We start from the raw sequence: 14,114 nt of genomic DNA, 5'->3' as shown, positions 1-14,114 counted from the left end.
GAAGCGCCCGAAGCGCCCGAAGCGCCCGAAGCGCCCGAAGCGCCCGAAGCGCCGCGCGCGGTCCTGGCGTGGACTTGCGCGTTGAGCTTCGTTGCGTTTGTGCTGCCCACCACGTCCGCCGATTCCCTGAGCGACGTTTGCTGCTGCTGCCTGAGCACGTCGCCGAACGGGATCGGCTGGCCGAGCGTATCGATCACTGCCTTCAGGTCGGCACGCTTGAATTCGTCGTAATAGGCGACATTGCCCTTCACGAATGCAACGTCGTGCAGGTCGAGCGTCCACACGCGCGGCTCGCCGGGCGATTTCAGTCTGAAAGTCCAGTTCTCGCGCCCGTCCTTCAGGCGTTCGAGATCGACCGACGGATTGGCGAGTTGGATCGACGGAATGACGATGCGCTTGTCGATCAGCGGCAGCGCGGCGATGTCGAAACTGATGGCATCGAGCGTCGCGAATGCCTTCGCGCGTGCCCAGTCGGGGTTCGCGATCACGATGTTGCGCGCGGTGAATTTCGGCCACGGCACCCATGCACGCCAACCGTGCTCGTACGGCGGCCGGTGCCAGTCCACACGCAGATCGCCGTTGATCGAAAACTGCCGGCCGATGGCCTGGGATACCGTGTCGCCAATCCACGGGCGGGCACGGTTCCAGTCGAACGTCGCGACAAACACTGCCAGCGCACCGACGATCACCGCGACGGTCACGGCAAGCCATGCGACTGCGTGGCCGAACGTGCGTGCGATGCGCATGGTTCACTCCGGATTGCCCATGACGGACAGGTATTCAGCAAGCTGCATTCCCGGGGCGGGTCGCGCACGACGCGCGCTCGAGCGCCAGATCGGTCCGCTCGGTCGCCATGTCGTAGATGTTGCGGGAGAACGTGACGGATGCCGCACCGATCCGGAGCCGTTCAAGCCAGTCATATTCGATCCCGTGGCACGACATCCAGGTATGCATGCTTGCGATCAGCACGTCGGGCGGGAGCCATTCACCGATCCGTTTGCGGGCGTCGATCTGGCTTGTCACGAGATGGAAGAGCAGGTCGAATCGGGTCATAGGCGCCTCCTTGACCGGGCATCGGGGCGGAACGTGCGTATGCAGGCGAGGTTTCGCATATCGCGGTGCCGGGATGGGCGGCCGCCGCGTCACCGCGGCATGAAATCTGCTTCGAAGCGGGCGGGACTGCGGCGCGCGACTTGTCGAGTCGGGAATGAAGATCGCTAAGGGGCCGATGTGTTTTCGCAACCTGCTGTCCCGGCGGTCAGGCCGACTCAATGGAGGTGACCGCCGAACAGCCCGAGCAGCCCGATGACGATCAGGTAGATCGCAACGATGTAATTCAGCAGGCGCGGCACCGCGAGGATGAGCACGCCGGCGATCAGCGAAACCAGCGGGCCGGCGCTCGTGAGAATGTGCATGCTTCCTCCGCAAGATTGACGATGGGCGGACACAGCCTGCTGTTCCACCGGCACCCGCTACGGCAGCTTGGGTCCGGCGAGCTTCAAGTCTTCGGTTGCTACGCCGGCCGTCAGTCCGCTGTCTGCGAGCGCGAACGCTTCAACCCGGGCAAGTGCCGTGCCTGTGGCGGCATGCCATCGAGATTCGGCGCAGCGTGTCGGCCATGCATCCATCAATCGGGTATCCATCAAGGTCAAGGAGCCGTGTCATGAACAAGGATCAGGTAAAAGGTCGGATCAAGGAAGCAAAGGGAAAACTGAGGGAAGCGGTTGGCAAGGTCGCAGGAAGTCGGGCGAGCCGATTGAAGGGCAGGGCCGAACAGGTCGTCGGCAAGACACAAGCGTCCTTCGGCGATGTGAAGGCGCGCGTCAAGAAGCAGCCGTAATGGCCGAACGTCGAGCCTGCGCGGATCCAATGACCGGCAGCGTGCTTGTCAGCGGCGGTCTGGCAGTTGGCAGACTCGATGTCTGTGAGGTGATGCCGGATCGCGTACTGCGATGTGCGAGGCCGTTGTGCCATTGCGGAAAAATTTCAATCGATTGTAGAAACGGATCGTCGACACCGGAGCGGCAGGCACGGTTGCGCTCGCGGTGACCGCGGCGGCGCGACGGAACGTACGCGAGCGGTTCGGCATCGACCGCTTCGTGCACGGCGGGGATGTCGCGATGTGACTGACTATGCCGCGCCGTCAGTCGTTCGCCCCGCAGCCTCGCGCATCAGCGCGAGCCGGTTGTACAGCGTCTTGAGGCTGATGCCGAGCGCTTTCGCGGTACGCGGCTTGTCGCCTTTGAAATGCCTGAGCGACGCGGCGATGAAGTGTTGCTGGGAATGCGCGAGCGTCGCGCCGATCAGGAGCGTCATCGCATCGTCGCGGATGGCCTCGCGTGGCGGCGTGTGCTGCGTCGGCTGGATGTCGATCTCTTCGTCGGCGAGGATGAACGCGCGCTCGATCGTATTGTGCAGTTCACGCACGTTGCCGGGCCATGAATGCGTGCGCAATGTCCGCAATGCCTTGCTCGTCAGCCGCTTGTGCGTGCAATGGCGTGCGTTGAGGCGATCGATCAGATTCTGCGCGATGTGCTCGGCATCGCCTTCCCGATGCCGCAGGGCCGGCACATGCAGTGCGAATACGGCGATCCGATAGAACAGATCCTCGCGCAGCCGTCCTTCGCGGATCGCTTGTGCGAGGTCGCCATGCGTGGCGGTCACGACGCGGACGTCGAGCGGAATGGCATCGGTGCCGCCGACGCGCGTGATCGTATTCGATTCGAGCGCGCGCAGCAGTTTCACCTGCAATTCGCACGGCATTTCGGCGATCTCGTCGAGAAACACCGTGCCGCCGCGCGCCGCTTCGAAAAATCCGACGTGCTGCGACACCGCGCCGGTGAAGCTGCCTTTTTCGTGTCCAAACAATTGGGATTCGGCGATGTCGGGCGGAATCGCGCCGCAATTGATGGGAATGAACGGGCCGCGACGACGTGGGCTCAGGTCGTGCATCAGCCGGGCGGCGATGTCCTTGCCGACCCCGCTTTCGCCGACGATCAGCACGCTCGCGCGCGTGGCTGCGATTTTTTCGATCTTGCGCAGCAACGTGCGGATTGCACCGGAATGACCGGACAAACGCCTTCCGTCCATGCAATGCCTCGACGTCGAGGGCTCGCTGGATTGAAGCGATTCACCGGAAGAACTCACGCAAGCTGCCATCGTGAAGTGGCCGCGCTGATCGTGTCTCGACAGTCACTAGCATAGTGAATCCGTACGAGCCGTGAATTGAATCTTGCAGTGCAGACAAAAAGGTCGGATAGAAATATCTGATAGCCGTCGAAAGCGGAAAAGCGCTCCCTATACTGTAGGTACGTATGGCTCCGAGGAAAGCATTTTTTCGCGGGCCGGTCGCCGAGCCTCGTCGATCGACTATCGAGTCGGTCATCCGATCCAGCCATTTCCTGAATGGCATTGCATCGCGAAACGATCGTCGCGGCATGCGACGCCTCCATTGGAGTGTCGATGGCCTACATCCTGATCGTCGAGGACGACGCCGACACGCGCGCCATGCTCGCCGCGCTCATTCGGTCCAGGAAACTCGAATGCGATACCGCGTCGACGCTCGCAGAAGCACGAGGGAGGATGGCTGCGCGCACGCCGGATCTCGTGCTGTGCGATCTCGTGCTGCCGGACGGAAACGGCATGGCTTTGTTCGACGCCTTGCCGCAGGGTTCGCCGTGCGAGATGGTGCTGACGACGGGCTACGCCAGTCTCGACAGTGCGATCGACGCCTTGCGCCGCGGTGCGACCGACTATCTGATCAAGCCGATCAATGTGCAGCGGCTCAACAGCATCTTCGCGCGCCTGCCCCGCAAGGCCGCGCTGCAAGCGCAAAACGATGCGCTGCGTGCCGAGTCGCGGCAGACGGGCCGCTTCGGCGCCATGCTCGGCACCTCGCCGCCGATGCAGGCCATGTACGAAGCGATCAGCCGCGTGGCGGGCACCGAGGCATCGGTGTTGCTGACCGGCGAGTCGGGCACCGGCAAGGAGCTTGTCGCTCAGGCGATCCATGCGCTGAGCCTGCGGCGCGACGGGCCGTTTCTCGCGATCAATTGCGCGGCCATTGCCGCGAACCTCGTCGAGAGCGAGCTGTTCGGGCACGATCGCGGCAGTTTCACCGGTGCCGATCGTCAGCACAAGGGTTACTTCGAACGCGCGGACGGCGGCACGCTGTTTCTCGACGAGATTACGGAGATGCCGGTCGAATCGCAGCCCAAGCTCCTGCGCGTGCTCGAAACGGGCCAGTTCACGCGGCTCGGCGCCGTGCGCGAGATCGACGTCGATGTGCGGATCGTGGCGGCCACGAACCGCGACCCGGCCGAGGCGATGGAGAGCGGCAAGCTGCGTCCCGACCTGTATCACCGGATCAATGTGTTTCCGATCGCCATGCCGCCGCTGCGCGAGCGCGGCGACGATATTCCGATGCTGGCCGAAGCGTTCCTGCAAGCGCTCAACGAGGAAGGCACCCGCGCGATGCGCTTCGCGCCGGCCGCACTCGAGGCGCTGAAAAGTTACGCGTGGCCGGGGAATGTGCGCGAGTTGCGCAACTTCGTGCAGCGCGCGAGCATCTTCAACGATGGCGACGTGATCACGACGCTGCCGCCGCCGATCCTGGACGAGGTGTCGGCCGTCGGCGATCCCGTCGGCGATTGCGTTACGGTGCCGTTCGGCACGTCGCTCGAGGAGGTCGACCGGCGCATCATTCTCGGCACGATCGCGCGGTGCTGCGGCGTGAAATCCCAGGCCGCCGACATGCTCGACATCAGCCTGAAGACCATTTACAACCGCCTCGCCTATCTGTCGCATCCGGACGACGAGGCCGACAGTCACGACAAGCCGGAACCGTGATGCCGGCGCCGTGCTTGGCGCGGCCCGCGTCGCTCGCGGGATTGCGCAGACCGTGCGCCTGCCGGATCGATCAAGGACGCGTGAATGGCAACGACGTTGCACGGCCGTGTGGCGGGAACGGATTTTGCGTCTGTGAAACCGGTTGTAACAGGCCGGCCGATGAAAATCGGACTGGATGCGCACCGCGAGCGATGCGGCCCGACTCGCGGCGAGATGCACGTCGGCCGTCTTTGTCGCGCGATCAGCGGCGACGGGAGGAGATGCGATGCCCTGGATTGCACGGCAACGCGCCGGACATGTCGCAATCGCCATCATGCTGGCGGCGATCGCGATCGTATCCGGCGCCGTACTGGTCTGGACGCTGTTCCTGCCCGATCCGGCCACATACGGGGCGCCATGGCTCGTTCGGCTCGGCGCGTCCGTACTCGCCGTCGCGGCGGTTTGCGCGGTCGCGCTGCTGTTCCATCACGTCTATGTGAGCGGCAGCCGGCGGCGCGGACATGAATCGACGGCAGGACAAGCCGACGACGGGAGCCGCACATGGCAGGCGATCGTCGATGCGTTGCCGGACGCGGTCTTCGGCCTCGGTGCCGATGGACGGATCGTCAACTGGAACCGGGCCGCGGAGCAGATGTTCGGCTATGACGCGCGCGAAGCACGCGATGCCGATCCGGCGATGCTGATGGCGCCGCGCTGGCAGCGGCACCATCCGGTCGCCGACGCATTCGGCCCGCTGCGCGACACGGCCGGGCCGTGCGATCTGCTTTGCGTGCATCGCGACGGCGGCCGGTTTCGCGTGACGGCCCGCGCGTGCCCGGTACCGGACGGCGAGCACGACGGCGTCGCACTATCCGTGACGCTTCGCGATTCCGGCGCACAGCACCGGGCGGAGCGCCGCGCACAGCGTTATCTGCGCGGTGCGCGCGACGCGCGTCAACAGGCCGACATGTCGAACCGCCTCAAGGATGAGCTGCTCGCGACCGTGTCGCACGAGCTGCGGACGCCGCTCAACGTGATCTATGGCTGGGTCGAAGTGCTGCGCCATTCCGGCGACGGCGACCTGCAGCAACAGGCGATCGACGCGATCGACCGCAGCGCCCGTTCGCTGTCGCGAATGGTCGGCGACATTCTCGACGCGTCGTCGCTCGCCACCGGCAAGCTGCGGCTCGATCCGATGCCGGTCGATCTCGCGCGGATCGTCGCCGATACCGCCGGCTCGTTCCGCACGACCGCAGCGGCGGCCGGCATTCAGCTTGTGACGGAGTGCATGTTCGGCGCCTGCATGGTGTCCGGCGACGGCGAGCGATTGCGCCAGATGCTGTCGAACCTGCTGTCGAATGCGTTCAAGTTCACGCCCGAAGGCGGCCGCGTGACGGTGGGGCTCTCGCGGAACGGCAAGCATGCGGTGCTGACGGTGGCCGACACGGGACAGGGGATCGGGCCGGGCTTTCTGCCGTATGTGTTCGAGGCATTCCGGCGTGCGGACGAGTCGCCGGCTTCGCCGCGGCGCGGCCTCGGTCTCGGCCTGTCGATCGTGCGCCACATCGCGGAGCTGCACGGCGGAACGGTGGCCGTGCAAAGTGCCGGGCGCGATTGCGGCACGACGTTCACCGTGACGCTGCCGGCCGGCTGGCGGCCGAGCGGCGCGATGATGTGGGCCGTCCACCAGCAGGAGCGGGGCGGCGGCGAGCTGACGACGCTCGACGACCAGTACATCCTGGTTGTCGACGACGACGCGACCACCCGCGAGAGCCTCACGGCCGCGCTGACGACGCTCGGCGCGCGGGTGGAGGCGGCGGCGTCGGGCCGCGAAGCGCTTGCGAAGATCGCGACGATGTGGCCGACCGTGGTGCTGTCCGATCTCGCGATGCCGGATGGCAACGGTTTCTGGCTGCTCGACGCCGTGCGCCGCGGAACGATACCGCAGATGCAGGACGTCCGGGTGCTCGCCGTCACGGCGCACGCCGACCGCACCGCCGAACGCGAAGCGCTCGATGCGGGCTTCGACGGCTATTTCTGCAAGCCAGTGGACGTGCAGGCGCTCGCACGCACGATCGCCAAGGTGGCCGGTCACAGTACCTGACCGGCGGCTTCCGCAACTGGGGTCGGTCTCGACGGCATGTGTGCCGTGGCCGACGCCCCACCGAAAAAATTGCAACCCGGTGCACGAAAAGAACCCGCGCGGCCGCCCCGGCCAGCCGTGCTGGCGGTGTTTGCGTCGTGGCATGGCAATTGCGGCATCCCGGTTAACGGGCGGCGACGCCGGATTGAACAGGAGGTTGCGATGAACGCGAGACGTTTTCAAGCATGGTCCGAATGGCTGAAACGTCATCCGGCGAGACGAATCGGCAAGAAGGTGGCCGTCGCGGCTGCCGCGATCTGCGCAACGGCGGCGCTTCCTGCTGCCGCGGCGGGCGACGAGGCGACCCCGGCGTCGGGGCAATCGGAAGTCGGCACGCAGATTCGCGACGCCACGGTCACGGCCAAGGTCAAGGCGGCGCTCTTCGGCAAGGAAGATCTGTCGTCCCGCGACATTCACGTGACGACGAATCGCGGCAACGTCTTGTTGACCGGCAGCGTGCCTGATGTGCACCAGCGCCAGCTTGCCGTGAGCACGGCAAAGCAGATCGAAGGCGTGCAGGGCGTGCAGGATCAACTGACGATACGGCCGAATTGAGCGGAGACAGTCCCGCGGCCAGCCGGTGAACCTGAGCGACGCGCGTCGGTGGCCGCTTCGTCACGCATGACGAAACGAAATCAGGCGTCGCGAGGGACGACACGAAAGGAGGAGCCCCATGAAACCCAGCATCCTGATGATTGCAGGGCTCGCTGCCATCGCGATGAGCCTCCCGATGGCGACATCCGCACAACGCATGCCGGGCGGCGCACCGTCCGTCGACACGCCGCATGAGTGGCAAGGCCTCGTCAATCCGCCGTCCGGACCGGACGATGCGCAGATCACCCGGCGGCCCCAAGGTATCGACGTCGAGTTTGTCGACCGGGCAAGCCTGGCCGGCAAGCGTGAAGTGCAGGCGAGCCAGATTGCGCTGGAGCGCTCGCCGTCCGCTGACGTGCGCGCATATGCGAGGCGCATGGTCGACGACCACGGCAAGACCAACGACCAGCTGCGCCGGCTTGGCGCACAGAAGGGCGTGCCGGTTCAGGCGGCGCGGATCGTCGATCCCGACGTCGACGCGCTGCGCAGCAAAAGCGGACGTGAATTCGACACCGCTTACGTGGCCGTTGCCGGGCCGGATGCACACCGCGAGGCGATCCGGCTATTCGATGCCGAGGCGCGCAACGGTCACGATCCCGACCTGCGCGCATTTGCCGGGCGTACGTTGCCGACGCTCGAGCACCACCTGGCTGCGGCGCAGAAGGTCGCAAGGAAGGTGGAAGGGCAGTGACGCGCGCGCCGCTGTCGCCGACGCCGCTACCTTGCTGCAGCGACCCGCGAATGCGGGACGCCGCGACAGCACGATCCGGCGCGCGGCCGCGCCGCGCGATGTGCAGTGGCGGGGGCCGGCACGACGCCGGTCGATCTGCGCCATGCGGGGCCGATGCCACGAGCCACGGCGCCGTGCCGTCCAGCCGTGTTGCGGACGAAGCGCGATCCCTTGGGATGACATCCTGACAAGGCGGTATCTGGACGCGGCGCCGTGCGAACACACGGGCTGCCAGGCGTCCCGACCGTTGAATGCACGGACCAACCTGTCGCTCCACCATCGAACCTCGCCGTGTCGGCGCAACGTGTGGTGTTCGCCGAAACGAAGGGTCACGTGAATCGCGGGCTAACCGCTGTGCAATATCTGCACGGATCGATGTAAGGCTTGCAAAGTCGGCGGCAAGAATGGCGGCCGGTTGGCACGCGGCGTCCCGCCAGGAGGGGCAATCACGAGCCGCGACCGCCGCCGGCATGCCGATTGCGGGAAGATCCGGGCATTCGCAAAGGGGAGATGGATGATGGAGCTCGAAACCTTGTCGTTGCACCGCCCCGAGCCACCGATGCCAGACGTCGATCCCGAGCCGGTTCCGCCGGACGACGATGATGACCTGCCGCCGGATATGCCTGAGCCGTATCGGCATCCGAAGGGCGACCCGCCTCAACGCGTGCCGCCGGTGCGCATGCCGCCCGCATCGCATGGCGGCGAGCGCGGGAACGATGGCGCGGCGTTGCCCGGCCGGCGCGATGCGGGATCTTCATGACGACCGGATCCGATGCGACCGGCCGTTTCTTGCGGAGGACTCGAGATGAAACTGATCCAGACATGGTGCACCTGCGCGTGCGCGATTGCCGCTGCCTGCAGCATGGCCGCGTGCGCGGACAGGATGCAGACGCACACATCGCAGCAGGGGGGAATGACGCAGCAGAGCAACACGGTGCCGCCGCCGACAAGCATGCCGGATGCGAATACCCGCTATGACCCTCGCCCTCCGGCCAGCACGACGATGCCGGGTTCGTCGAAGGGTGACGCGGGCCCCGCGCCGGCAGCGCCGCCCGCGCGGTATTGAACGAACCTGCCGGCTGTCGCGGCCGTTGCCGCGTCAGAACACGAATCCGCGTGTGATCGGGCCGATCGCACGCGGATTCGTGTTGCCATTCCCCCATGTATATGCCGAGAACCGGCGCGCTGCGTCATGCGCCGTTATCGGTCGATCGCGTGGCCGATAAGCCCGCCTGCGGCTGCGCCGCCGATCGTGCCTGCGGTACTGCCGTGCGTCAGCTCGTGGCCGGCGACACCGCCCGCTGTCGCACCCAGAACCGTGCCGCAGGCAGCGAGCGTCAACAAGGAAACGCTGAGGAAAACCCGCTGGATCATCCGTTTCATTCGTATCTCCCGTCGAGTGTTGGGACATGAAAGTTGGACGGGCGATCATCAGAAGTGTCCCGTCCTCTTTGTCACTGTTTGTTATCGAATCCGACCCGATGTGCGCATGCCGGATCGGGCATGGCGGTTGCCGCTCGACCTGCATGGCGCTGCATGCAACGGCGCTTCGATCCGGAGGGCGACATGACAGCGCCGGAACAGACACAAGAGACTCGACAGGTGCATTACGAAATCAACGTATGCGGCGGTGAGTTCAAGGCTGTCGCGCAAAAATTTCGCATGTGGAAGCAGGAGCCGCTGGTTTCGCGGCCCGACCGGCTGATGTTCACGGGCAAGATGCGTGTGCGGCGGCTCGGCCACGGCGTATTCAACGGATCCGAGGCGGCGCGCCACGCGCTGCAGCAGGCGAGCCGCCCCACGGACGACTTCGCGCTTGCGGCACAGGCGATCGAGGAAGGCCGTTGTCTGTGGATCGTGCTGGCTGCCTACGAAGCGTGAATCGCTCGCGCGTGTTGAAAGATTTGCACCGGTCGATGTAGCGATTTCAACGGCGCGCGGTCGGTTCGTCCGTACCTGCACGACAGGTGCCGCTTGCCGTCCGCGGCCGGGAGGGCAGTACAACGGCGGGAGGTGTGCGATGAGTATTCGTGTCGTGCCGGGCATCAAGCGCGAGATCGCCGAGACGCTCGGGCAGTATTTCGAGGCGCGCGGCATTCCGTTCCATATCGAGGCGTGCTCGGCCAACGTGCTGCTCGTCGAATTCCGGGCCGGAGGGCATCCGGCGGCGGTGACCGTGACGTTCGATGTCGACGTGCTCGCCGCGTTCGAACAATGGGGTATCGCACAAAAACGACTGGCGCTGAAATACATGGCAGCGGCATTCGCCGAGATGATGACGCAGCGCAGCCCGACCGCATACGCCGGGGATTTTCATATCGACCGGTTCTGAGCGGATGCTGCCTGTCGCACGGCACCGATGGCACGGATGTTGCGCGCTGTCGGTGTATGGGCGGAAGTGGATCGTGCCGGTCGGATCCGAGGGGCGGCAATGCGCCGGCGCGCGGCAAGCCGAAACAGACGCGCGATGCCTGACTGCCTTCATTCAAAGGAGAGATTCATGCTGCACTACGCACTCATCTTCTTCATCATCGCGATCATCGCGGGGGTCCTGGGCTTCGGCGGGATCGCGGCGGGTGCGGCCGAGATCGCGAAGATCCTGTTCTTCATCTTCATCGTGATATTCGTGCTTACGCTCCTGTTCGGCGTGATCCGACGATGAGAATCCGATGCGGGGCATCGCGATGCGTCGGTGTCCGCGCGACAGGCTATCAGGGAGACGCTGCAGTTTGCGGAGAACGACGATGACCGACGGAGACGACGGCGATCGTGCGACGGCGCGGGTCGTCGTCGAGCATGTCCGCATCACGCACCCGGGCCGCCTGCTCGATCCGCAGCACGGCGCGCGCAAGATCGATCTCGTCCGCTATTGGGACTGGGTGGCGCCGTGGCTGCTGCCCGATCTGAAGGGGCGGCCCGTCTCGCTCGTGCGTGCGCCCGGCGACATCGGCGGCGAGCTGTTCTTCGAGCGGCATGCGACGAAGCGCGAGATGCCGTTCGTCACGCAGCGCCCGGGCCTCGATCCCGGCCATCGGCCGCTGATGACGATCGACAGCGTGGATGCGTTGATCGGCGTCGCCCAGATGGGGGCGATCGAGCTTCATACGTGGAACGCGCACGCAACGAACATCGAACGGCCTGACCGCTTCGTGCTCGATCTCGATCCCGATCCGGCGTTGCCGTGGCAGACGGTGATCGAAGCCGCGCAGCTGCTGCGCGGGCTTCTCGACGAACTCGGCCTCGTGTCGTTCTGCAAGACGAGCGGCGGCAAGGGGCTGCACGTTGTCGTGCCGATCACGCGTCACGCCGGATGGGACGAGGTGAAGGATTTTTCGAAGGCCTTCGCGCAGCATGTCGCCGCTGTGCTGCCGGATCGCTTCACTGCAAAGATGGGCCCGCAAAACCGGCGCGGCAAGATCTTCGTCGACTATCTGCGCAACAGCCGCGGCGCGAGCACCGTCGCCGCATATTCGGCGCGCGCGCGGCCCGGCATCAGCGTCTCCGTGCCGGTCGGCTGGGACGAGCTGCCCGGCACGACAGGCGCGGCGCAATGGACGATCGGTACACTGCGTGCGCGGCTCGACCGGCTCGCGGGCGATCCGTGGGACGGCTATCGCGACGTCCGTCAGCGCGTGACCGCACGCATGCGTGCGCGGCTTGCGCCGGCTTGACCGCTCAACGCCGCCGTTGCAGCCGGTGATACCAGTTCATCAGCGGCGTCGCGGACACGCCGTGCGCGATCACGGATGCCGTCACGATCGCGAGCACGGGCGAGGCGAGCGGGCGCACCACGCCGCTCGGGCCGTGCTCGATCACGAACGCGAGGTAGTAGAACGAGCCGATACCGCGAATGCCGAACCACGCCGTCAGCCGTCGCTGCGTGGGTGTCGCGCTTGAGCCGATGAGCGACAGCGCGACGGCGGCCGGCCGCACCGCGAGGAACAGGATGGCGGTCAGCGCCACCGTGCGCCACGTGAACAGCGGGCCGGGAAGCGTCGCGAGCACGCCGCCGATCATGGTCATGACGACCGCTTCCGCAATGCTTTCGAGTTCGATCGTGAAATCCAGCACCGATTCGGTGATGTACGCATGCGCTTTGTCCGGATGCCGTTGCGTCTCGACGACATCGGCCGCATCGATCTTGCCGATGACCTCGTGCGGGGCGCGGCCGCCGCTCGCCCGGTGCTCGACACGTCGCATCGCGACGCCCGCGGCAAAGGCCGCGAGGAAGCCGTACGTGTGTGCGAACTGCGCGACACCGAACGACAGCTCGATCAGCGCGAGTGCGAAGAAACATTCGAGGCCGAGCGCCTGTGCGTGCCGGGTTCGCAGCCAGCCGACCGTACGGATCGTCGCCCAGCCGAGTGCGCCGCCGATCGCGGCCGCGCCCGCGATGCCCCACAGCGCGCTCAGCGCAAAGGCGGCCGACAGCGGCGGCGGGGTGTGAGCCGCAGCCGGATCGCCGCATAGCGCGAGCCCCGCGAGCGCGAACGGCAGCGCGATGCCGTCGTTCAGGCCGCCTTCGCCGGAGAGCGCGAAGCGCATGAGATCGCGGTCGTTCGGATCGCGTACCTGCACGTCATGCGCGAGCACCGGGTCGGTCGGCGCGAGCATGGCCGCGAACAGCAGCGCGGTGCCCCAGTCGAATCCCATCACGAACATCGCGCACGCGGCGAACAGCGGCACGGTGACGATCATCCCGAGCAGGCCGAGCCGGCACGGCAGACGCCATAGCGGATCGGACAGCGGCACGCGCAGCCGCAGCCCGATTGCGAACAGCGACACGAGCATCGCGACCTCGACGACCTGGCGCAGCAGCGTCGCGTCCCGCGCGAGGTCGAGATGCAGCAGGCCCGCGCCGGCCGGCCCGAGCAGGAGCCCGAGCAGCAGGTAGACCATTGCCGTGCTGCACGGCATCGCGCGCAGGGCTGACGTCGCGACGCCCATGCCCAGCAGCACCGCGCCGACGATCAGGTACCACAGCGTTTCATGCATGAGCGGTATGCGCAGCGGCGTCTGCAGGCCGGCGTCAGGACTGGCGGCCCGACGCGGCGTATTGATGGAAGCCTGGTATGGCCGGGGGATGAGTCACGTCGGCCTGCACCGCCGAATGAGAAGGAGACCGACCCTGCGCCGCAATTCGCGTGCCTGCCGAAACCGGTGCTGCGTGATTCCGGCGGATTCGGGTGGATCGTGAGCGGGGCGATCGGGCGATTCGTCCGCGCCGGGAACGACGCTTGCGTGAAAGGAGATTCGAATTCTGTCGGAACGGAGGACATGTCATGAAATTCGCCACAACTCCCCAATTCGTCACGCAGTGTCTGCTTGCCTGCGCCGCGGTCGCGTCGACGTTCGGGCCGCCCGTGCACGCGCAAAGCGTTCAGCCCCCCAGCGACAGCGCCGGCGCCACGCCGCCGGCGATGACCGCGCCGCCGGATGTCGTTCAGCCGTCGCCGCAACCGGGGACGAAGCCCCGCGCCGGCCAGACGACACGCAAGCCGGCCGGCTCGAGCGGTTCAGTCCGATCAGAAGGGGCGACCGGTACCGGGACGGGCGATGTCCGTTCGCCGGGCACTACGGGGTCGGGCAGTAGCGGATCGGGCAGCTATTGACGCCGACATGACGCTTGCGCGGATGGGGCCGGCATGCTGACGGTCGAAAGCGGCGGCGCGATAGACGAGGCCGTCTGTCCGCCCTGAACGTGCCTGGCCCCCACACGCGTGCTGTATTACATCCGCTTGAAATTTTTTTACACCACGCGCTGTCACGGCATAGTCGACCGTGACAGCGCGTGCGCGCGGGCGGGTTCCTCGGAGGCCG

The 14,114-nt window shown here is 66.2% G+C and carries 16 protein-coding genes and 1 pseudogene; 11 read left to right on the top strand and 6 right to left on the bottom strand.

What is annotated here, in order from left to right:
* From KH616_RS11995 to KH616_RS11985, 3 genes are all read right to left on the bottom strand, one after another.
* Positions 1-746: AsmA family protein (locus KH616_RS11995; RefSeq protein ID WP_292244335.1), on the bottom strand; the 746-nt coding region annotated here is incomplete at its 3' end.
* Positions 747-780: 34 nt separating this feature from the next.
* Complete coding sequence (locus KH616_RS11990; RefSeq protein WP_292244334.1) at positions 781-1,053, bottom strand: hypothetical protein; 273 nt, start codon at positions 1,051-1,053, stop codon at positions 781-783.
* A 215-nt stretch (positions 1,054-1,268) separates the two neighbouring features.
* Positions 1,269-1,415: a DUF3096 domain-containing protein gene (locus tag KH616_RS11985; protein ID WP_292244333.1), complete on the bottom strand. Its 147-nt coding sequence runs from the start codon at positions 1,413-1,415 to the stop codon at positions 1,269-1,271.
* A gap of 248 nt (positions 1,416-1,663) precedes the next feature.
* Between KH616_RS11985 and KH616_RS11980 the strand changes: the two genes are divergently transcribed.
* Positions 1,664-1,840, top strand: coding sequence for a CsbD family protein (locus KH616_RS11980; RefSeq protein WP_292244332.1), 177 nt, complete (start codon positions 1,664-1,666; stop codon positions 1,838-1,840).
* Between the two features lie 290 nt (positions 1,841-2,130).
* Here KH616_RS11980 and KH616_RS11975 read toward each other — a convergent pair whose 3' ends face one another.
* Positions 2,131-3,090, bottom strand: coding sequence for a sigma-54 dependent transcriptional regulator (locus KH616_RS11975; RefSeq protein WP_292244331.1), 960 nt, complete (start codon positions 3,088-3,090; stop codon positions 2,131-2,133).
* A 372-nt stretch (positions 3,091-3,462) separates the two neighbouring features.
* On the opposite strand from KH616_RS11975, the gene KH616_RS11970 reads away from it, so the two are divergent.
* The 6 genes from KH616_RS11970 (at position 3,463) to KH616_RS11945 (ending at position 9,360) form a co-directional block, all read left to right on the top strand.
* Positions 3,463-4,848 carry a sigma-54 dependent transcriptional regulator gene (locus KH616_RS11970; RefSeq protein ID WP_292244330.1) on the top strand — a complete coding sequence of 462 codons (1,386 nt, stop codon included), beginning with the start codon at positions 3,463-3,465 and terminating at the stop codon, positions 4,846-4,848.
* Between the two features lie 265 nt (positions 4,849-5,113).
* A complete protein-coding gene (locus KH616_RS11965) occupies positions 5,114-6,931 on the top strand; it encodes an ATP-binding protein (RefSeq protein ID WP_292244329.1) in 1,818 nt (605 codons plus the stop codon).
* A gap of 201 nt (positions 6,932-7,132) precedes the next feature.
* Complete coding sequence (locus KH616_RS11960; RefSeq protein WP_292244336.1) at positions 7,133-7,525, top strand: BON domain-containing protein; 393 nt, start codon at positions 7,133-7,135, stop codon at positions 7,523-7,525.
* 118 nt (positions 7,526-7,643) lie between these two features.
* A complete protein-coding gene (locus KH616_RS11955; RefSeq protein ID WP_292244328.1) occupies positions 7,644-8,255 on the top strand; it encodes a DUF4142 domain-containing protein in 612 nt (203 codons plus the stop codon).
* A gap of 598 nt (positions 8,256-8,853) precedes the next feature.
* Positions 8,854-9,054 carry a hypothetical protein gene (locus tag KH616_RS11950; protein ID WP_292244327.1) on the top strand — a complete coding sequence of 67 codons (201 nt, stop codon included), beginning with the start codon at positions 8,854-8,856 and terminating at the stop codon, positions 9,052-9,054.
* Positions 9,055-9,099: 45 nt separating this feature from the next.
* A complete protein-coding gene (locus KH616_RS11945; protein ID WP_292244326.1) occupies positions 9,100-9,360 on the top strand; it encodes a hypothetical protein in 261 nt (86 codons plus the stop codon).
* 134 nt (positions 9,361-9,494) lie between these two features.
* Here the strand turns inward: KH616_RS11945 and KH616_RS11940 are convergent, their stop codons facing one another.
* Positions 9,495-9,677 (bottom strand): glycine zipper 2TM domain-containing protein, encoded by a 183-nt coding sequence (locus KH616_RS11940; RefSeq protein ID WP_292244325.1) that lies wholly within the window; start codon positions 9,675-9,677, stop codon positions 9,495-9,497.
* 183 nt (positions 9,678-9,860) lie between these two features.
* Between KH616_RS11940 and KH616_RS11935 the strand changes: the two genes are divergently transcribed.
* The 4 genes and pseudogenes from KH616_RS11935 to ligD all read left to right on the top strand — a co-directional run.
* Positions 9,861-10,175 carry a hypothetical protein gene (locus KH616_RS11935; protein WP_292244324.1) on the top strand — a complete coding sequence of 105 codons (315 nt, stop codon included), beginning with the start codon at positions 9,861-9,863 and terminating at the stop codon, positions 10,173-10,175.
* 139 nt (positions 10,176-10,314) lie between these two features.
* Positions 10,315-10,626, top strand: coding sequence for a hypothetical protein (locus KH616_RS11930; RefSeq protein WP_292244323.1), 312 nt, complete (start codon positions 10,315-10,317; stop codon positions 10,624-10,626).
* Between the two features lie 168 nt (positions 10,627-10,794).
* Positions 10,795-10,956 (top strand): DUF1328 family protein, encoded by a 162-nt coding sequence (locus KH616_RS11925; protein WP_292244322.1) that lies wholly within the window; start codon positions 10,795-10,797, stop codon positions 10,954-10,956.
* Between the two features lie 136 nt (positions 10,957-11,092).
* Positions 11,093-11,965, top strand: a pseudogene (gene ligD, locus KH616_RS11920) (non-homologous end-joining DNA ligase); the annotation flags it as partial.
* Positions 11,966-11,969: 4 nt separating this feature from the next.
* Here the strand turns inward: ligD and KH616_RS11915 are convergent.
* The gene (locus KH616_RS11915) at positions 11,970-13,289 is read right to left on the bottom strand and encodes a cation:proton antiporter (RefSeq protein WP_292244321.1); all 1,320 of its coding nucleotides are present in this window, start codon (positions 13,287-13,289) and stop codon (positions 11,970-11,972) included.
* Positions 13,290-14,114: the final 825 nt, after the last annotated feature.

Source organism: Burkholderia sp. (assembly GCF_018375725.1).
Classification (GTDB): domain Bacteria; phylum Pseudomonadota; class Gammaproteobacteria; order Burkholderiales; family Burkholderiaceae; genus Burkholderia.
This window is presented reverse-complemented; position numbering and strand designations above follow the sequence as displayed.

Coding starts and splice junctions, on each gene's coding strand:
- KH616_RS11945 (WP_292244326.1), top strand. CDS start 9,100: ATGAAACTGATCCAGACATGGTGCACCTGCGCGTGCGCGATTGCCGCT.
- KH616_RS11925 (WP_292244322.1), top strand. CDS start 10,795: ATGCTGCACTACGCACTCATCTTCTTCATCATCGCGATCATCGCGGGG.
- KH616_RS11940 (WP_292244325.1), bottom strand. CDS start 9,677: ATGAAACGGATGATCCAGCGGGTTTTCCTCAGCGTTTCCTTGTTGACG.
- KH616_RS11990 (WP_292244334.1), bottom strand. CDS start 1,053: ATGACCCGATTCGACCTGCTCTTCCATCTCGTGACAAGCCAGATCGAC.
- KH616_RS11915 (WP_292244321.1), bottom strand. CDS start 13,289: ATGCATGAAACGCTGTGGTACCTGATCGTCGGCGCGGTGCTGCTGGGC.
- KH616_RS11975 (WP_292244331.1), bottom strand. CDS start 3,090: ATGGACGGAAGGCGTTTGTCCGGTCATTCCGGTGCAATCCGCACGTTG.
- KH616_RS11930 (WP_292244323.1), top strand. CDS start 10,315: ATGAGTATTCGTGTCGTGCCGGGCATCAAGCGCGAGATCGCCGAGACG.
- KH616_RS11935 (WP_292244324.1), top strand. CDS start 9,861: ATGACAGCGCCGGAACAGACACAAGAGACTCGACAGGTGCATTACGAA.
- KH616_RS11950 (WP_292244327.1), top strand. CDS start 8,854: ATGCCAGACGTCGATCCCGAGCCGGTTCCGCCGGACGACGATGATGAC.
- KH616_RS11960 (WP_292244336.1), top strand. CDS start 7,133: ATGAACGCGAGACGTTTTCAAGCATGGTCCGAATGGCTGAAACGTCAT.
- KH616_RS11980 (WP_292244332.1), top strand. CDS start 1,664: ATGAACAAGGATCAGGTAAAAGGTCGGATCAAGGAAGCAAAGGGAAAA.
- KH616_RS11965 (WP_292244329.1), top strand. CDS start 5,114: ATGCCCTGGATTGCACGGCAACGCGCCGGACATGTCGCAATCGCCATC.
- KH616_RS11985 (WP_292244333.1), bottom strand. CDS start 1,415: ATGCACATTCTCACGAGCGCCGGCCCGCTGGTTTCGCTGATCGCCGGC.
- KH616_RS11970 (WP_292244330.1), top strand. CDS start 3,463: ATGGCCTACATCCTGATCGTCGAGGACGACGCCGACACGCGCGCCATG.
- KH616_RS11955 (WP_292244328.1), top strand. CDS start 7,644: ATGAAACCCAGCATCCTGATGATTGCAGGGCTCGCTGCCATCGCGATG.